We start from the raw sequence: 18819 nt of genomic DNA, 5'->3' as shown, positions 1-18819 counted from the left end.
TATGTAAGTTAAAATAGTGCAATAAAAAAAGATTCAAAGGAAAAGTACAATAGGCTAGTTAAATTATGAATTTATGGATATTAGATGAAAATTAGAATTTACTGTCATGGTATAATAAGGTGAAAATACGGAAGATTAATTTTGAAATTTTAGTTGAATTGAGCAAAGATGGTTCTGAACTAATATTATTATTTTAGGTCTGTACTTCAGAACTATACTTAAATCCAAATGTAATTTTTGGAGGTTAACTATGGAATCCCCAAATGATTATGAAAAAGAGAATGTATTTCAAAAGGAGTTATATGTAAAATTTGCGCAACATGAACAACTTCCTATTAATGCTATGGCTAGAGTAGTTATTCAGTTAGGAGAGCAATTAATAGAAAATGAGATTGTAGCATTATTAGAGATTGTAAAAAACAGTTATGATGCGGATGCTAAAAATATTTTCATAGAAATTGATACACTAACTCGAACTAATCTCGGACAAGGATTTATTCGAATTCGTGATAATGGAAATGGTATGAATAGAGAACAAATTCAAAATGGATTTCTTGTGATTTCAACTTTAAGTAAAACTAAAAAAGAATTAAGTCCGAGGTATAATCGTATTCCCCTTGGAGAAAAGGGTGTAGGTAGACTATCTACTCAGCGATTAGCCCATTTTTTAAATGTGAAAACAAAATCGTGGAAAGAAGAAAGAGAATATCTACTTTCAATTGACTGGAGAAAATTTAATGACGAAGTTTTAATTGGTAAAGTAGAGGCGAATTTAGATAATAATGTATACTCAGAAGCAGCTGTCGATGAGATTCATGATGGCAAGTATTTACCTAAACATATAACAGATGGTTTATTTGGATTTTCAAATTTGTCGATGTACGGACTATTAAATCTTGACTATTGGAACCAAGAAGGGATAGAAAAAATACTTGCAAAAGAAGTAATAAAGTTAATATCGCCATTTAAAAAAAATAATAATGTCAGTATTACTATTAATTTAACTAACAGTAAACTAACTAATGAAGTGATAAGTACCAACAATATCGATGAAGATTTCTTAGAAAAAGCTTCATTATACAAAGTCATATTTCATTTTAAATATCCTGTTCTACAAATAGCACCTATATTTAAACCAATATTTTATAAAAGCCTTGAAGGTAAAGAGTCACGCACGAATCTGCCTGATAAGTACATTGAAAACCATATTCCTGTTGATGAAAAAATACAAAATATTGACCTAACTCAAGAAAATGATAAGTTAAAGTATAATCTTAGAAAAACAGCTCACAAGGGCAAGTTAATTAATGCAAATCCTGGTGAATTCAGTGGCGTGTTTTATGTATATAACTACGGAAATGATCCATCAGTAAAAGAACTATATAGCTCTGTATTGTCCCAGTATTCAAAATTATTTGAGGATTCCAAGGATATAAAGGATTTCTTGAAAGAAAATGTAGGAGTGAAGATTTTTAGAGATTTGTTTAGAGTTTTGCCGTATGGTAATGAAGATAACGATTGGCTTGGCTTCACAAAATTATCTCAATCTATTGGTTCTTACTTTGGCCCGAAGGTTCATAACACAATAGGATATATTGAGATCACTTCAGATAATAATAGTAACCTAAAAGAAATGACTAATCGGCAAGGATTTATATTAGATCCATATGGTGAGAATTTTATTTCTATTTGCAAAGAAGTAGCTACAATAATTTCTAGGGAATCATATCGTCAATCCACTCAGTTTAATAAGTTACATCCTAAAATCGTCGATGAAACTGCGCATGAAACTTTACAGAATACAATAAATCAGACATCAAGTGAATTTAAAGAAATTCTTGTTCAAACTCAAAAGATAGCTAGTGATCTGCGATCAAATACCGATCCTAATCAGCAAAGCTTGTTTGAGGACCCAATGAAAAATGCATTAATTGAAAAGGCAGAGACTTCAATTAGTAACTTAATTGAAAAAGCATATAAAGTATCATCTAATCTTGATAAAGCAACTAATGAAATACAAGTTGCAAAAAAAATATTTGACTTTACAAAGGAAGAAGTAGAACCATTATTTGAACTTTCCAGTCTTGGAATTATTGCCGAAGCGTTAACTCATGAGTTAAATAAAGCTAACATTAATACGAGATTTAGAGCACAAGAAATTCAAAGTATGCTTCTTGTTTGCCTAAGGAAAATAGAAGCTAAAGAAGACGTGAATGCATTAATAAAAAAAGCATACGGTGAAATAAGACTTATTGAAGCTGAAACCAATTCTATCGAAAGACAAATAAGACACTTGGCACCAGGTTTTAGACAAAGAAAAAGAAGCAAACAATTGATAAATTTAAATGATGAATTAAAAATGATGTACATTGATGGGATTATGTCACAACGAGCAGCAAAAGCTGGAATTAAAATGAAACTCATAGAAAATGGGGATATATACATAGAATGTAATCAAGGTCTAATAATGCAGATTTTTGATAATTTATATTTGAATTCTGAGCATTGGCTTCATCTTTTTTATTCAAACAATGAAATAGAAGTAAAAGAATTTATTATGAGATTAAATAGTGATTATACGGTTGAAGTGTGGGACTCAGGAAAAGGAATCGATCCTACGATTGAAAATGTGGTTTTTTTTCCTTTTCAAACACTAAAAAAAGATGGTAGAGGACTAGGGTTATATATTGTAAATAATCTGCTAGAAAATCAAGGCGGGAATATTAGATTAGCAATGGAAAGAAATGATTTTAAGAGAAGATTTAAGTTTGTGATAGATTTCTCAGGGATGAAAAAGGAGCCGAAATAACTCATGAGTCAAGAGATATCGCCGGTTAATATTTTACATTCATTGTTAAATCAATGGAATGTTAAGAACATAATAAGTCTAGATGATGATTGGAAGCCAACCAATAAAACGCTTGAGACTATTTTTTCGGAGAAAGGTGAGGATGATGTTAGACTAATATTTGATTTAATCCAGTCAAATAAAATTGATATAGATAATGAATATTTAAGAGAAAAAGAAAAGTTTGAACAAATTGAGATTATTGAAGATTTGCTAAATTGTCTTGAATTAGATCAATATAATCAAAAACTTTTTGAATTATCGTCAAATGATTCTTCATTGCTTATTAATATTTTAAATAACTTCTATAGTAACAAATCGGATTTTCAAAGTGATGATTTGAGTTTGAAAAATTTGGCTGTTATTTTAATGGAGCTTCAGAAGAAGGGGATTAATGTAACTGCTGTAAATACATATAGTAGAAAAATATTTGATTCTTCTGATGGTGCTTCGTTGTGGCTTTTAGATAGAGACTTAAAAGGGAACAATCAACAAATTTTTTATATTTTAAATGAGATTATCAGGAAGAATGATGTGGCATTAATAATTACTAATGATGATAGTGGAATTTCAAATAGATCTCAAATAGCCGACTTTGTGACTAATCGTAATGACGATAATATTGCGACAAATCACTTGTGGGTTCTAAAAAAAGGGAGCATAGAATCTGGTAATTATCTCGAACTGATGGTGGCTATTAAAAATGTATTACAAGGTTTTTCCATACAAAATATTACGGGGATTTATAAATCAATCTATACGAAAGCTATAGATCTAGCTGATAGAAAATTGAGACTGATAGATCCAGAAGACTATGATGATTATTTCAATATCTCATTTTTAGAAGGCTCACATGTTAATGATGTTGTATTTCGTATTAGAGAATCTCTTGTAAATCAGTATATGAATGAAATATTAGTCAAAAACGATAGTAACATTGTAGATAATTTGCTTAGCAGTAGAAGACTATTAGAAGGATTAAAAAATAAAGAGTTAGAAAACGCCATGCAATCAGGAGATGTTGAAGCAGCGCCATCAAAAGAAAATAAATTTTTGAATTTAAAAAAAGACGATAAGGTAGTATCTATTCATTCCTATGAACAATGGGATTATAATATTAACCTACTCTCCTATCCTATTTACACTGGAGATTTATTTGTTAGAACAGTCTATACCAGCAAACCTAAGTGGTCAACTACAAATGACATTTATTTGTTGATTACTCAGCCGTGTGATTCAATAATTAGGAAAAATAACCATAATGTTTCTCGTGGAGTTAGTTATGCTACCCTAATTAAAGGAACACTTTTCCAGTATGATACTCAGAGTTACAAGAAGGAAGTGAATTCATATCCACCTAACAAGCTTAAAGTGCATTTCCTTAAAGTTGGGGAAAAAGTTGGAATGGTCTCATTCGATATCAAGAATATGGTTCAAATTGATTTTAGAATATTAGACTTATGTTCTCTCGATAAGGAAGGAATTTCATTAATTTCAAAAACTAACGTTTCAAGAGCAAAAAATATGCCATCAATCTCATGGGACTATTACAATAAAACAATATATGATTTTATCGAAGAAAATAGTAAGCCTACTAAATTTGAGGAAACTATCGGAAGCATATTATCAATCCTACAGAAGTCAAAAGTTGATCAAGAAAGTTCACTAAGTATATTGGAAGTAGAATTGAATCAGTCCAAAGATGATATCATTAGAGATCTCAACGCGTCACAAGAATATAATAATATTCTCCTTCCCCCAGGAATAAAGAGATTTGGAGACGAAGGATTTAATATTCGAAGGGTGGCGCGTCTTAATGAAATATATGCATTGGATATAATTAAAAAAAGCACTGATTACATATCAAGGCAAGCGTTGCCTACACATATGTTCTAGAGATAGCGATATTGATTGATTCAGCGTTCCAAAAAGTTGTATAATATGTATAGAGCCGCGCACTTTGTGCGCGGTTCTATTATTAACTCAATTCTTTAGGTAGGTGAAGTAAGATGAACCTGATAACAAAGCTTGAAGTAGATGGTTCAAAATGGGAAGATATTGAACTGAACTATACTGGAGAAAATAATTTTGCTTCTTTTTTCTCATCAGAAGGAAACATTCACTCTTATCCAGCTAAAGCTGTGCCCAATATGGTCAACTCTTTATTGGAGAAAATAAAAGATTTGTACGGAACTAAGAAGGTATTAGATCCCTTTGTTGGGAGTGGTACTATAGCTTTAGAAGCCAAATACTTAGGGCTAGATTTTTACGGTTCTGATTTAAATCCGTTGTCAATATTGTTATCAAAAACTAAGTCCTTAACTATTCATAATGCTAATTATGTTATAAAGCAATTAAACTTATTTATGAATAATATATCAGAGGAAACACAACCCATAGTAAATATAGTCTACTTTGATAAAATAGATTTCTGGTTTAAAGAAGAGAATAAAATACAATTATCTGTTATTAAATATAAGATCAATAAATTTCTGCAAGAACGAAAACTAAACCAACTAGAAACATATGCTACCATCTTACTAACTGCCTTCAGCTCAACTATTAGATCAAGCTCTCTAACTAGGAATGGAGAGTTTAAATTGTATAGACTATCACCAGCAGATATAAAAAAGTTTAATGTTAATTCTTATGAAGTCTTTAAAGATAAATTGCGCAACCTTCTTGAGATGCTTCAAATCGCTAACAAGGCCTACAAAAAGGAAACTATTTCAAAAATATATTTAAGTAATGCGAAAGACCTATCCTATATGGGTAATCAGAAAGTTGATTTAATTTTAACGTCTCCACCTTATGGAGATTCAAGCAGTACTGTTGCATATGGGCAGTTTTCAAAACTTTCTCTTCAATGGATGTCAGACTTATTAAAAAGATATCTTGGCATCAGTGTTTTAGAAGATAATTGTGACGAATTGCTACTTGGAGGTAGAAGATCGTACTCCTCAGTTTCCCCTGATATTATAGAAAAATCACATACACTAAAAGCACTGTTATCAAATATTGACTCTGTAATTGAAAATGATAATGATGTACTTATTAAACTGAAGAACGATTTGACTAGTATTATGAATCTGTCAGAGAATGACACCCAATACCTGCAATTTATAAAGGACTCAAATGAAGTTTTATACAAACTAATAAAAGAAAGAGTCAGACTTGATGAATATAGAAAAATAAATAATAAAGGTGAGCTCACTAGAGATGAGGTCAAAGATTTAGCTATAAAACAATCAGATAGATACTTTGATGAACTATTGCTGGGTAATGACGAAGTAAGGAGATTACGATTCAAAGAACTTAAAGAGAAATTACCGTATGTGAAACAAACGATTAATCGAAAGATATTGTCTCTTCCAAGGCGAAGAAGTGCGATTTTGCATTTTTTTTATGATCTATATGAAGTAGTAGAACAAACAGACAATGTTATCAATAAACATGGAATTCAGGCTTGGATAGTAGGACATAGGACTGTGCTTGGTAAAGTCACGATTGACTTGGAAGGTATACTTTGGGAATGGTTTGAATCTTTGAATTACACAAAAGTTAGAAGTATGCAGAGGCAATATTCCTTTAAAAGAATGCCACACCATATTAATTCTACAGTAACACGAAATGAAGAGATTAAAACTATGATGCAAGAACATATTCTCGTCGTTCAAAAAAAATAAAGCTTTAGTTAATAGCTATTTTGGGAAAATTCCTATAACTAAGATTTTGCGGTTTATGCCCAGTTTGAACACCTCTCCTTAACTTTAACCAATTTCAGAATCACAAAGAATCGCTGATAATTCAAGCTTTCAGCGATTCACGCTTGAAACAACAAATTAAGTGTTAGGGGCTATAGAGGGGCGAGAAGCCCTTCTTTTGCTTTAGCGAAGCGGATAGCGTGACAAATAAAATTCACAGTATTACCCAAATATAATAGAAGATTCGTCAATTTCATGCTGTAAAAATGGGCTACTCAGAATTGTTTATCTTCTCAAGTTCAGCTTCAAATATTTTCAAAAGTTCAGATGGTCTTATATTCAGAGCATCAGATACAGCAACCAGTGAACCCAAGGTAGGTTGATGAATCCCTCTTTCAAGCATTGAAATATAAGTTCTATCTAAATTTGCCCGGTACGCTAATTCTTCTTGACTCACCCCGTGTTCTGCCCGGAGCGATTTTAGGACCTTTCCAAATACGATCTCGATTTTCAAGAGTATACCTCTTTTTAGACCATTATCCCGTTCGAAAAACGATGCATTCAACGGAGTATACTCTACAAAAATATTTCTATTTGTTGGGACTTGTGTTAAAATGACCATATAGATAATGGACTCAATGAATTATGAGGCTATCTATCAAGCAGATTCCCTCACGGCATCTTTGTATGTGAGTATATCACTTAGTCCATCAATAAATTCCTTTTGGTCGAAAGGCGGCTTGCAGCTTGCAGCACTAACTAAAAGGAGTTGTGCACGAACGATATAACCTACTTATCCCGAACCTTCCGATAAACACCCAGACTCTCCCTGAGATACTCAGCCTCGTTATCGCTTAATTTTTCAATCGACTCGCCCAGGTAGGCTACATTTTTAGGTTTTACGACTTCTACAGCCTCTATTCTTCTGACAGTACTTCGACCAAGCAGATAATCCGTACTAACCTCGAAAATATCTGCAAGCTTGACTAGCGTTGTCAGATCAGGCTCATTAATATTGTTTTCGTACTGAGATACGGTAGACTTTGCCATATTCAAGATAGCCGCGAGCTGTTCTTGAATCATTTTGCGTTCTTTTCGTAGCTGGCGCAATTGTTTTCCGATCAATAGAAATCCGTCCTTTAATAGAAGGTTGGCGGTTTAACGTTCTTCATAAATAAAATTGTACACGGAAAATGAACTTTGTTAAATTATCCTTATCAAATATTCATTAATCGTGAATTTATTTGTTGAATTTTGGTTATTTTGGGCTTATAATGAATTTAATATTCATGTTTCGTGAATTTTGATGAAAGGGGAATGTGCATGAACGATCGCCTTCGCAAAGCCCGACGAGCCAAAGGATTGACGCAGGATGAAATGGCGAAATTGTTAGGGTATCAGTCGAAAAGCGGGTATTCGATGATCGAGACGGGGAGGAACCGACCGCCTTTGCCGGTTGCTTTGCATATTGCCAAGATTGTCGGGCAGGAGGTCGAGCAGCTGTTTCCTGCGAGTGATGTTCATACTTCCTGAAGTTGCTCGCATTAACATATGGCGGATGGAGTAGTTCCCTATGAAGTGGATATGACGGTGGAGAACGGTATACATTCCCGTCTCCATATCGGGTGGGTTTATTCTAGCTTTCGTCAATCCGTCAGGTAGGATCGGAATGTCCGGTTCCTTTGAAAGATCTATCCTCACTTCTCCCAAGCAAATAGTCCGTACTCACCTGAAAGAAGTCTGCAATTTTAATTAACGTGGCAAAATCGGGCTCTCTTGTCCCTTGCTCGTAATTGCCTATTTGTCCGCGAGAGAAGTCGAGCTTTTCGGCCAGATCGTATTGGCTCAAACCTTTTTCGTTTCTTAGAGCCGCTAATCTTTCTCCAAACAAGAGATCACCCCCTGTTTGTTATTATAGGAAACAATTAGTTTCCAGACTACCTTGGACACAATAAGTTTCCATTTTGGTTGACGGACACAGTTTGTTTCGGTAAAATATGGGTAAATAGACACAAAACGTTTCCTTAGAAGGTGAGAATATGGAGCGAACGAAACTCATTTTACTTCGAAGGGATAAGACGCAAGCGGAGGTTGCTGCAGAGCTGGGTACGACGAGACAAATGCTGGGGGCTATCGAGAGGGGAGCGAGGAACCCGTCCTTGGCTTTGGCGAAACGTATAGCCGATTACTATGGAATGACGATAGACGAAGTGTTTTTTCAAGAATAACAAGAGCATCGAGGGGGCTGCTATGAACATAACCTGGATCCTCCCGGACCACACGATCCGGGAAACGAGCGTACAGCATATCAACAAGCTGCTGTTTGCTCTGGAAGTCGTCGATTCGGTATCGCTGGAAGGGGCGTCCTACCGAGTAGGGGCGAAGGAATTGACAGTGGAAGAGGAACGCTGCTTTGTTACGATCTCCTTAGCGTATCTAACCCCAGAATCAGATACGGCGGGCTTACGATCGTCTCCGTCTCATCCTCCAACTGTTACTCAATAAATATTTCACTCCATTAAGCTTCGAGAGTTTAACTATTTTTTCATAAGAGAGGGGCCGCTTGGATGCTAATCCCCACAGATGTGCCGCTGGCTGTGGTGGTTGTGTTGGTGGCCGTCAATTTCACGCTGTGCACGATTCTGGAAATACGGTTCCGCCGCAAGATCCGGCTGGGGCTTATCGAAGAGCACCGTTATACCCCTCGTCAGCTCGAAGAATTTCGACGCATACGGGACAAGATGGAGGCGAAGGGCGGAAGAGGATAGAAGAATCTGAACAACTCAAAGCGGGACGAGAGTAAGACCGTAGCGTCCGAAAATATATTAGCGGGTATCCTCTGTCACCCTTTCGTATTTGATTTCATCTTTAGGCAGATCTACGTTTGAATATGGTGAGAATATGAACGCAGTATCTTCCAGAGCCAGAGGGGAGTTTTACACCGGTCTTTAATAGAAGGCGTAACAAAACCGAGTAAGCCGGGTATAATCCAGCTCATTCGGTTTTTACGTAATTATTGAAATGCGACGAAAACCAAAATTAGAAGAGCGATTCCAAGAAGAGCCGCACTTAATTTTTTTGGCAGCTTTCTGTGGCCTCGTAGTGCTTTCCATCCTTTAAACTGAAATACGTTTCTGTAGAGGATAAAGAGTATCAAGAAATTTGCGATAGCGAGGACCCCTACAAATTGTTGGGCTTTATCCACTCCTAGTGAATACTCTTCAATTTTCCAAAATAAGTACATCCCGATAATCAAGATCAATAGCGCTCTAGCGAAACCAAGCATTAAGTGACTCGTTTGTTTCATGGTTGCATCGATCTCCTTCGGGATAAGGAAATGACAGGTCGAATATTTTGGTGACGGTAGGCTCGTTACGGGCAAAGTCAATCATGGTTATGAGGAGCTATCCACACAAGCTATGCACGGTTATGGAAATACGGTTACGCCGCAAGATCCTTTCAAACCCGACTACTACTCAATCCAATTGAGAAACACTTCCAATCATGCTCGTTTTGGGGCTCATGAGTAAGTGCTATAGTCCAGGACAACGATTCATTAAACAAATAAACATCTTCCGGGATATTTTTTTGTTTGTAATGATACATAACTTCTTTGAAAAGCAGTTTAAATATATGCTCTCTTCCTAAACTATAAAGTAGACCTAAACTAGAGTGAGCATCCCAAAAAAAACATACGTCTTCATCCTCACGGACATATTGATAAATTGCCTCAAACTTCATGGGATTATATTGAATGAGTCGCTCCCAAAGATAGGGAGTCTCGTTGCTGTTATAGCCAGTTGTAAATTTCTCCACGTATCCCGCCTTAAGTTGTGTAGCTTGTTCGGCCGGCAGCCGTGTTAGCTTCGTCAAATCCACTCCATCGGTTCTTAAAGGGTAGTACACCCAAATAAGACGGTTCACAAAATCATACTCTTCGATAACAAAAAGGTTATGGTGATCTTCTCTATAGGTAGTTTGAATCAGAAAATCAGCAGATAATGCCACAGAGTTGGAATCCAGTTTAAGATATACCCCATCGGGAAAAACTGCGCTCACAACTGAATGTCCGGAAAGCCGAGTCTGTTTGCCGTCAAATGAACCTGCAAAAAAAACGGAGTCCGAATAATTATAGATGGCCAGAAGATTACCGGACGGCGGGGAATCGTTGCTCTCTTCGGACAGTCCCATACAGAACTCTTTTAGAGTATTATGGCTTGTAAAGTTGGCTCCGAGCAATACTTTTTCATGTTCAATAGTTACGATGTTCAATCTGATCAGCATCCTATTCCGCTATTGCCTCGATTGATCATTTCCATTCAGAGGTTTCACAGTCTTCCAGAAAATGCCGAAACGATATAGGAGCAAGACGATAGAAAAGTAGCATCTATCTTCTCGCCCCTATTCATCTTCTTCGCTATTCTGTAGAAGCTTCTGATACTCCGCTTCCACTACCTTAAAAAAATCGGAAGGCTTGATCTTCAGTCCCTTGCACAGGTCGAATATCTTCGTGACGGAAGGCTCGTTTCGGCCCACTTCAATCATGGATATGTATGAGCGATCCACACCGCATTCATGCGCCAGATCTTCTTGACTCAAGCCCTGCTTCAAACGTAGGGCTTTCAAGGTTTTTCCTATCGTTCGTTTGATGATAATGGATTGTTCGTTCAAAGAGCAATTACTCCTTTTAAAACCATTATCATTCTGTTATACTTTCCAATAACAGATAAAGTATTCAACAAAAAGTAAATATATTACATTAAATGAAGCGAGATTTGTTCGTCATTTTCCGGCTTAGATTGCTTATCTTCATAAAACATCCCCTAATATTCCGCAAAGGAGCATCCCCATGAACATAACCTGGATCCTCCCGGACCAGACGATCCGGGAAACGAGCTACAGCATATCAACAAGCTGCTGTTCGCTCTGGAAGTCGTCGATTCGGTGTCGCTGGAAGGGGCGTCCTACCGAGTAGGGGCGAAGGAATTGACAGTGGAAGGGGAACGCTGTTGTGTCACGATCTCCTTAGCGCATTTAACTCTAGAATCGGATACGGCAGGCTTACGACCGTCTCCGTCTTGTCCTCCAACTGTTACTCCATAGATCTTTCACTCCATTAACCTTCGTGATTTTAACTATTCTTTCTACTGAAAGGGGCCGCTTGAATGCTAATTCCCACAGATGTGCCGCTGGCTGTGGTGGTTGTGTTGGCGGCTGTCAATTTCACGCTATGCACGGTTCTGGAAGTACGGTTCCGCCGCAAGATCCGGCTGGGGCTTATTAAGGAACACCGATATTCGCCTCGTCAGCTTGAAGAATTTCGACGCATACGGGACAAGATGGGGGCGAAAAGTGGACGAGAGTAGAAGGACGAGAGTAAGACCATAGCGTCAGAAAATATATGAGCGGGTAGTGAAGAGATATCCTCTGTCACTTTCCACAAATTCCTATAGAAGAAAATGGACCTTGCTACCTATATACATCAGATTTATGCAGGTGTAATTTTAAGAAAATATAACTGTTTAACTAACATAATTGGAAAAATGTTAATAATAATACATGATTATCAAAAAAACATCTTTTACTTTTGTTGTTTGCAGTTACTTTGTTATTAACCGTAAACGGCTGCTCATCTGGCAAAAGTAACGTTATAGACGAATTTAAAGCAGATGCTGGTCAGTATAGTCTGGTCGTTTTTGCAAATGGAAATGTTGACAATGTTGTCAAGGATGTAAACACGCAGATTATTGCAAAGTATCCGAATGTTTTTCAGCCTAAGGGTGTTTTTGATACGAACAAAAAAGAGAATAAGCAGAAAGCGGAAGCTCTGGGCATAAGTGAATATCCAGCTTATGTTGTAATTGATACTGAAAAAGTCGCAATGCAAACAACGGAGATTGATGAAGTTTTGGAAATGGCAAAGAAGATCTTTAACAAGAGGGTTAAATAATACGTTAGAAATGATGGCCAGCTTTTAATACATCTAATGTCACATTAAGCTACCACCGTCAGCTCGGAAGGTCACGAAGGGAAAGAGCATCTTTCCAAGCGACGAGGCGCTGCTGAAGATGCTCTATCTGGTGACGATGGACGTCACGTGCAAATGGATCGGTTGCGTCCCGAATTGGGGACAAATGCTGCTGCAGCTATCCGTTTTCTTCTCGGATCAGGCAGCCCTTGCCTAGACACTTGGAATCAATAATTGAGCTTAAGTGAGGCCAAATAGCCGGTACTTTGTGTTCGCGTGTGTATGTTATAATAGCACTGACGTGTGCATTCACCTATATAAAGGCAAATCAAGTCAGGAGCGTGACGAGATGAGCGTATCCAAAGAAACGATCTATAGATTAATCGCCGATATTCCTCAGCAGGAGTTGGAAGAAGTGGCGGACTTTATAGGGTATTTAAAAATGAAGCGTGAAAACAACATGGCTAAGGAGCTTAGCCAAGCTTCGGAAAGCAGTTTGGACTTCTGGAATAACGATATTGACGATGAGGTATGGAATGATGCTTAGTCCGGGTGATATTATTCTTATTCCGATTCCCTTTAGTGACCTTACTGCTCAAAAGAGAAGACCTGTTTTGGTTTTATCAAATGAGGACTACAATCGGCGGTATCAAGATATTATTGTGGCGGCGATTACTTCCAATGTTGCGGAACGCGAGTATGAGGTGATCATTACAAATGACGAGATGGCTGAAGGTGAACTGAAAGTGGTATCGGCTGTTCGCGCCGACAAAATATATACGTTATCTCAGTCGATTGTAGTAAAAAAATTCGGGAAAGTTCACGGATCTATCTTGACCAAAGTTAAGGCCCAACTGGATAGCTGTCTTACAGAACAAACACAACTCCTCTAGCGTGAGGTCTTGTGGTTTGTTTGACGTTCATGCTTCTAGGACCCGCGCTTCTCGCTTACTCAAGTTCCCGTGTTTACAAACCAAACGAAAGAATCAGCAGGCTGCTGGAATTGGCGGTCTGTTTGTTTTTAATCGGAAGATTGGCACTTCTCCTGTTGACATACCCTATGGGGGTATTGTATATTGAAGTCGTGAGGTGATAAGAAATGACGACCCAGGACAACTTGCTGCAGCATGAAACCGAGGCCTGCTGTGCCGCGAATAGCGAAAGGAAAAGCCATCATTCGGACAAAACGAAGAACAACCTTGTATCTCGTCTAAACCGTATCGAAGGCCAGATTCGCGGCGTCAAAGGCATGATCGAGAAGGATACTTATTGTGATGATGTATTGAACCAGATCGCGGCGATTCAATCCGCCTTGAACAGCGTGGGCAAGCTCCTGCTCGAAGGCCATATGAAGAGCTGTGTGGTGGAACGAATCCAAGCCGGGGAAAGCGAAGTTATCGACGAATTGTTGATAACCGTCCATAAATTAATGAAATAACGGCTTACGACGTGGCCCAGCCAGAAGGAAGCTTCAGGCGGCCATTCATTTTTCAACATTTTATACCCCCGTAGGGTATTTAAGAAGAGGTGGCAAATATGCAAAAGGGCATGACGCACGCACAACAAATACAAGACAGCGGAAACGATAAGGTGAAAGAAGCGGTGGATTTTGATATCGGCGGGATGACTTGCGCGGCCTGTGCGAACCGGATTGAGAAGGGATTAAATAAAATGCCCGGCGTATCGAAAGCCTCCGTCAATCTTGCGCTGGAGACGGCTCATGTGGAGTATGCGCCTGCCGAAGTGTCCGCTTCGGATATGGTGAAGAAAGTGGAGCAGATCGGCTACAAGGCAGCGGTCAAAGAGGATCGACAAGAGGCGGCAGACCACAGGAAGAAAGAAATTAAAGCGCAGCAACAGAAGCTGCTGCTCTCCGCGATCTTGTCTCTGCCGCTATTGTGGGCGATGGTAGGTCACTTTTCGTTCACGTCCTGGATCTGGGTGCCGGATCTCTTCATGAATCCGTGGTTCCAATTGATTCTGGCTACGCCCGTTCAGTTTCTCGTCGGCCGGCAATTTTATACCGGCGCGTACAAAGCGCTTCGGAATGGCAGCGCCAATATGGATGTTTTGGTAGCGCTGGGTACATCGGCAGCCTACTTCTACAGCTTGTATGTAACGATACAGTGGGCGGGCGACGCTCATGCTCACGATGCACCGGCTCTGTACTACGAAACAAGCGCAGTCTTGATTACGCTTATCATTCTCGGAAAGCTGTTCGAAGCGTTAGCGAAGGGCCGTTCGTCAGAAGCGATTAAAACGTTGATGGGCTTGCAGGCCAAGACGGCGCTCGTCGTTCGGGACGGTCAGGAAATCGCGATACCGATAGAGGATGTTGCCGCAGGCGACGTTGTGATCGTGAAGCCCGGCGAGAAAGTGCCGGTAGACGGGATGGTGCTCGAAGGTTCGTCTTCCGTGGACGAATCGATGTTGACCGGCGAAAGCATTCCGGTCAGCAAGCGGCAAGGGGACCCTGTAATCGGCGCGACCCTCAATAAAAACGGGATGCTCCGCATTCAGGCTACCAAGGTAGGCAAAGAAACCGCGCTTGCGCAAATTATTAAAGTCGTGGAAGAAGCACAAGGCTCGAAAGCGCCGATTCAACGGATAGCCGACGTGATCTCCGGTATCTTCGTTCCCATTGTCGTCGGTATTGCAGTGGTCACCTTCCTCGTATGGTATTTTGGTGTCGCCCAGGGCGATTTTGCTGGCGCTCTGGAGAAGGCGATTGCCGTGCTTGTTATTGCCTGCCCATGCGCACTGGGTCTCGCCACCCCGACATCGATTATGGCGGGATCGGGCCGCGCGGCAGAGATCGGCATCTTGTTCAAAGGCGGAGAGCATCTGGAGTCGACGCATAAAATTACGACGGTTGTATTGGATAAAACCGGTACGGTGACGAAAGGCAAGCCCGAGTTGACGGATGTCCTTGTCACGGCACCGATCGAGGAGAGCCGGTTCCTTGCTATTGTGGCGGCAGCCGAGAAAAACTCGGAGCATCCGCTGGCGGAAGCGATTGTCGCGGGCGTTCGGGAGAGAGGCATTATTTTTCCGGATGCCGAGGCGTTCGAAGCCGTTCCGGGATTTGGCCTTCGCTCGGTTGTGGAAGGACAAGAAGTGCTGATCGGAACGCGAAAATGGATGGCCCGCAATCGGATCGGGGCGGAATCGGCTTACGAACGGATGAATGAGCTTGAAGAATCGGGTAAAACGGCAATGCTCGTTGCTATCGACGGGCGGTACGCCGGTATCGTAGCGGTGGCGGATACGATCAAGGACAGCTCCAAGCGGGCGGTTGCCCGGCTCAAAGAGCTCGGTCTGGACGTCGTCATGATTACCGGCGACAACGAACGCACCGCCCAAGCGATTGCCCGCCAAGTCGGGATCGAACGGGTGCTCGCCGAAGTATTGCCTGAAGGCAAAGCGGATGAAGTGAAGAAATTGCAGCAAGCGGGCAAGCAAGTGGCGATGGTCGGCGACGGTATTAATGATGCTCCGGCTCTTGCCACGGCCGATATCGGAATGGCCATCGGCACGGGGACCGATGTCGCGATGGAAGCGGCCGATGTGACCTTGATGCGCGGCGATCTGAACAGCATTCCGGACGCGGTCTATTTGAGCCGCAAAACGATGGTCAATATTAAGCAAAACCTGTTTTGGGCGCTTGCCTACAATGTCGTCGGCATCCCGATCGCCGCGGCGGGATTTTTGGCTCCTTGGCTGGCGGGAGCGGCCATGGCGTTCAGCTCGGTTTCGGTCGTACTCAACGCACTTCGGCTGCAGCGAACGAAAGTGTAATAAGGAGCGTGAGGAAAGTTGGGCAATAAGAAATTTGCCGTGTCGCCGGGATTTCAGAAAGGCGGTTATCTATTTAAGCCGGAGCAGTTGGCCGTGCTGGGCTCGATTGTAGGGGCGGACGCGAAGATCGAACTAACCACATTCAACCAGCTGTATGTCGAGATGCAGGAAGAGCGGATGGACGAGGTGCAAGTACGATTAAGAGAAGTCGGATTGGACATTCAACCAGCGGGATTTTACACCAAAAATTTGATTGCGTGCAATTTCTGCAGGGGAGCCGAGGAGGCCGGTCTGCATGTGGCGACCTTGCTCGATCGGGCGGTTGCCGGCCAAGAAGTCCCAAGCCCGCTGAAGATCGGGTATGCGGGATGCGCGTTGGGCACCAGCGAGCCTTTGCTCAAAGACATTGCGGTTGTCAAAATGAACGAGGTGTACGATATTTACGTCGGCGGCGATGCCAAGGGCATTAAAGCCCGTCTCGGGCAGCTGTACGCTTGGGGTGTTCCGGAGGAGCGGCTTGTTCCTATCGTCACGGGGTTAATCGCGATTTTTCAAGAGCTGGGGAAGAAGAAAGAAAGGTTTTGGAAGTTCGTCGAACGCATAACGATAGAGGAGCTTCGGAAAAAAACGGCAAATCCTCATGTCCGGGGGTCGTGATGAAGACGATTCTGGTGGTAGATGACGAAGAGAAGATTCGCGATGTCGTAACCTCGTATTTGCGGAAGGAAGGCTTTCAGGCGGTAGAGGCGGCTACGGCGAGTCAGGCTCTGCAAACGCTGCAAAACCGATCCATCGATCTCGTCATTCTGGATCTCATGCTGCCGGATATGGAGGGGGAGCTGGTATGCCAAACGATTCGTACCCTCAATTCGGTTCCGATTCTGATGCTTACCGCGAAGGCTTCGGAACAGAATCGAATCAAAGGCTTGTCCATTGGCGCGGACGATTATTTGACGAAGCCCTTCGATCCGCGCGAGGTTGTCGCCCGGGTCAGGGCGATCCTGCGCCGAACGGATGACGGGTTTTTGCTTGCCGACCGTTTGTCGTTCAACCATGGACATCTGGAAATCGATTCTCTCCGGCATAGCGTTACCTGTCATGGAGAACCCGTCAGTTTAACGCCGAATGAGTACAAGCTCCTCCTGGCATTGGCGAAATACCCGCAGCGGCATTTTACGCGTGAGGAACTGGTGGAGAAGGTGCTGGGCTACGAGTTTGAGGGCGATATCCGGACCATCGACCAGCATGTGAAAAACATACGTCATAAAATCGAAGCCGACCCCAAAAGCCCCCGGTACATCGTGACCGTTTACGGTTCAGGCTATCGGTTCGCCGGCGGTGTCGCGAAATGAACAAGCGATTGCACGCCCGCCTTGCTTTCATCCTCATAGGGACCGCGACGTGTATTTTATTCATTTCGACTGCAAGCGTTATTTTAGCGACGCATTACCATATTTCCATGTTCTATGACCAAGCCGCAGGTGCGAACCGGGATAGCTCCCAGTTGGATTTCCATTTGGAGCAGGCGCTCGTTCAATCGATTATTTGGACCTTCGTCGGCTCGATCCTTCTTGCGGTCCTGATCGGGTTCTATATTGCCAGACGTATTTCGAAGCCTCTTGTGGATATGAAGCGGGTCGCGGAACGGATGTCGGATGGCCAATTGGACGCCAGGGTCGCCATCGGAGGAAACGACGAGCTGGCGGAGTTGGGAAACTCGTTGAACGCGCTGGCCGAGCAGCTGCATACGCAGGAGCAGCTTCGGATCACGATGACCGAAGACATCGCCCATGAACTTCGAACGCCGCTCGCCACGTTGAAGAGCCATATGCGGGCTTTTGAAGACGGCGTTTGGGAGCCGACCCCGCAGCGCATCCATTCCTGTTACGAGGAAATTGAGCGGCTCGCGAAAATGGTAGTCGAGCTGGAAGACTTGACCCATATGGAATCACCGGCTTTTCAATTGAAGCGGGCGGACATCTCCTTGGATGCGATTATCCGGCAAGGGGTTGACCTCGTATCGGCAGCCTATCTGGAGAAAAAAGTGGAGCTTGCGTTCGACTGCAGCTCGACGATCCGGGTTTTTGCGGACCGTAATCGTATGATTCAGATTTTGGTCAACCTGCTTAGCAACGCCCTCAAGTTCACTCCGGAAGACGGAAAGGTGCGAATTGAAGCATTGGAGGAACGGCAAAGCGTACGGATTGCCATTCGGGACTCCGGCAGCGGCATTGCGCGAGAGGATTTGCCGTACATCTTTGAGCGATTTTACCGGGGGGACAAGTCGCGCAACCGGAGGACAGGGGGCAGCGGCTTGGGCTTAACCATCGTAAAGAAGCTGGTCATCGCTCATGGAGGACACGTCTGGGCGGAAAGCGGCCAAGGGACCGCGATTTATATCCGGCTGCCTAAAACAAACTCCTTTATATAAGCTGGACTGATGCCAGCTACATAGGATCTTCACAAGTGGCGGTTATGCTTATACTAACCATCACTAGGAG

General features: G+C 41.7%; 20 protein-coding genes and 2 pseudogenes. 16 read left to right on the top strand and 6 right to left on the bottom strand.

Translation table 11 applies throughout. The annotated features are described in order from the left end of the window. Nucleotides 1-250: 250 nt before the first annotated feature. The 3 genes from FE784_RS22270 (at nt 251) to FE784_RS22260 (ending at nt 6534) form a co-directional block, all read left to right on the top strand. The gene (locus tag FE784_RS22270) at nt 251-2809 is read left to right on the top strand and encodes an ATP-binding protein (protein WP_139604440.1); all 2559 of its coding nucleotides are present in this window, start codon (nt 251-253) and stop codon (nt 2807-2809) included. Between the two features lie 3 nt (nt 2810-2812). Beyond that, nucleotides 2813-4744, top strand: coding sequence for a hypothetical protein (locus FE784_RS22265; protein WP_139604439.1), 1932 nt, complete (start codon nt 2813-2815; stop codon nt 4742-4744). A gap of 113 nt (nt 4745-4857) precedes the next feature. Further along, nucleotides 4858-6534: a DNA adenine methylase gene (locus tag FE784_RS22260; RefSeq protein WP_139604438.1), complete on the top strand. Its 1677-nt coding sequence runs from the start codon at nt 4858-4860 to the stop codon at nt 6532-6534. Nucleotides 6535-6823: 289 nt separating this feature from the next. Here the strand turns inward: FE784_RS22260 and FE784_RS22255 are convergent, their stop codons facing one another. Further along, nucleotides 6824-7066, bottom strand: a complete 243-nt coding sequence (locus tag FE784_RS22255) for a helix-turn-helix domain-containing protein (RefSeq protein ID WP_139604437.1) — start codon at nt 7064-7066, stop codon at nt 6824-6826. A gap of 275 nt (nt 7067-7341) precedes the next feature. Continuing rightward, on the bottom strand, nt 7342-7677 hold the full coding sequence (locus FE784_RS22250) for a helix-turn-helix domain-containing protein (protein ID WP_139604436.1): 336 nt from the start codon (nt 7675-7677) through the stop codon (nt 7342-7344). Between the two features lie 198 nt (nt 7678-7875). Between FE784_RS22250 and FE784_RS22245 the strand changes: the two genes are divergently transcribed. Further along, nucleotides 7876-8085, top strand: a complete 210-nt coding sequence (locus FE784_RS22245) for a helix-turn-helix transcriptional regulator (RefSeq protein ID WP_139604435.1) — start codon at nt 7876-7878, stop codon at nt 8083-8085. A gap of 160 nt (nt 8086-8245) precedes the next feature. Here FE784_RS22245 and FE784_RS22240 read toward each other — a convergent pair. Beyond that, a pseudogene (locus FE784_RS22240) lies at nt 8246-8443 on the bottom strand (helix-turn-helix domain-containing protein); the annotation flags it as partial. Between the two features lie 148 nt (nt 8444-8591). Here FE784_RS22240 and FE784_RS22235 point away from each other — a divergent pair. The 3 genes from FE784_RS22235 (at nt 8592) to FE784_RS22230 (ending at nt 9320) form a co-directional block, all read left to right on the top strand. Continuing rightward, nucleotides 8592-8780: a helix-turn-helix transcriptional regulator gene (locus tag FE784_RS22235; RefSeq protein ID WP_139604433.1), complete on the top strand. Its 189-nt coding sequence runs from the start codon at nt 8592-8594 to the stop codon at nt 8778-8780. Between the two features lie 22 nt (nt 8781-8802). Continuing rightward, nucleotides 8803-9057: a hypothetical protein gene (locus FE784_RS41600; RefSeq protein ID WP_218103796.1), complete on the top strand. Its 255-nt coding sequence runs from the start codon at nt 8803-8805 to the stop codon at nt 9055-9057. A gap of 62 nt (nt 9058-9119) precedes the next feature. Next, a complete protein-coding gene (locus FE784_RS22230; RefSeq protein WP_139604432.1) occupies nt 9120-9320 on the top strand; it encodes a hypothetical protein in 201 nt (66 codons plus the stop codon). A gap of 245 nt (nt 9321-9565) precedes the next feature. Here the strand turns inward: FE784_RS22230 and FE784_RS22225 are convergent, their stop codons facing one another. The 3 genes from FE784_RS22225 to FE784_RS22215 form a co-directional block, all read right to left on the bottom strand. Next, nucleotides 9566-9859: a hypothetical protein gene (locus tag FE784_RS22225; protein ID WP_139604431.1), complete on the bottom strand. Its 294-nt coding sequence runs from the start codon at nt 9857-9859 to the stop codon at nt 9566-9568. Between the two features lie 152 nt (nt 9860-10011). After that, on the bottom strand, nt 10012-10824 hold the full coding sequence (locus FE784_RS22220) for a hypothetical protein (protein ID WP_139604430.1): 813 nt from the start codon (nt 10822-10824) through the stop codon (nt 10012-10014). A 129-nt stretch (nt 10825-10953) separates the two neighbouring features. Then, complete coding sequence (locus FE784_RS22215) at nt 10954-11223, bottom strand: helix-turn-helix domain-containing protein (protein ID WP_246132125.1); 270 nt, start codon at nt 11221-11223, stop codon at nt 10954-10956. Nucleotides 11224-12139: 916 nt separating this feature from the next. On the opposite strand from FE784_RS22215, the gene FE784_RS22210 reads away from it, so the two are divergent. The 9 genes and pseudogenes from FE784_RS22210 (at nt 12140) to FE784_RS22170 (ending at nt 18749) form a co-directional block, all read left to right on the top strand. Beyond that, on the top strand, nt 12140-12502 hold the full coding sequence (locus FE784_RS22210) for a hypothetical protein (RefSeq protein ID WP_139604429.1): 363 nt from the start codon (nt 12140-12142) through the stop codon (nt 12500-12502). A 29-nt stretch (nt 12503-12531) separates the two neighbouring features. After that, nucleotides 12532-12737: pseudogene (locus FE784_RS22205) on the top strand (IS256 family transposase); the annotation flags it as partial. A gap of 132 nt (nt 12738-12869) precedes the next feature. Then, nucleotides 12870-13067, top strand: coding sequence for a DUF2281 domain-containing protein (locus tag FE784_RS22200; RefSeq protein ID WP_139604428.1), 198 nt, complete (start codon nt 12870-12872; stop codon nt 13065-13067). Further along, nucleotides 13057-13413 (top strand): type II toxin-antitoxin system PemK/MazF family toxin, encoded by a 357-nt coding sequence (locus tag FE784_RS22195; protein WP_246132124.1) that lies wholly within the window; start codon nt 13057-13059, stop codon nt 13411-13413. The genes FE784_RS22200 and FE784_RS22195 overlap by 11 nt, the downstream gene beginning before the upstream one ends. A 206-nt stretch (nt 13414-13619) precedes the next feature. Then, nucleotides 13620-13958 (top strand): metal-sensitive transcriptional regulator, encoded by a 339-nt coding sequence (locus tag FE784_RS22190; protein WP_139604427.1) that lies wholly within the window; start codon nt 13620-13622, stop codon nt 13956-13958. Nucleotides 13959-14056: 98 nt separating this feature from the next. Further along, nucleotides 14057-16318, top strand: a complete 2262-nt coding sequence (locus FE784_RS22185; protein WP_281287141.1) for a heavy metal translocating P-type ATPase — start codon at nt 14057-14059, stop codon at nt 16316-16318. An 18-nt stretch (nt 16319-16336) separates the two neighbouring features. Beyond that, the gene (locus FE784_RS22180) at nt 16337-16975 is read left to right on the top strand and encodes an NAD(P)/FAD-dependent oxidoreductase (protein WP_139604426.1); all 639 of its coding nucleotides are present in this window, start codon (nt 16337-16339) and stop codon (nt 16973-16975) included. Then, a complete protein-coding gene (locus FE784_RS22175; RefSeq protein ID WP_139604425.1) occupies nt 16975-17670 on the top strand; it encodes a response regulator transcription factor in 696 nt (231 codons plus the stop codon). The genes FE784_RS22180 and FE784_RS22175 overlap by 1 nt, the downstream gene beginning before the upstream one ends. Beyond that, a complete protein-coding gene (locus FE784_RS22170) occupies nt 17667-18749 on the top strand; it encodes a sensor histidine kinase (protein WP_139604424.1) in 1083 nt (360 codons plus the stop codon). Before FE784_RS22175 ends, FE784_RS22170 begins: the two co-directional genes overlap by 4 nt. Nucleotides 18750-18819 lie beyond the last annotated feature (70 nt).

The sequence above is a fragment of the Paenibacillus hemerocallicola genome (assembly GCF_006265175.1).
Classification (GTDB): Bacteria; Bacillota; Bacilli; order Paenibacillales; family NBRC-103111; genus Paenibacillus_AB; species Paenibacillus_AB hemerocallicola.
The sequence above is the reverse complement of the archived record's forward strand: the minus strand, read 5'-3'. Positions and strand labels throughout refer to the sequence as shown.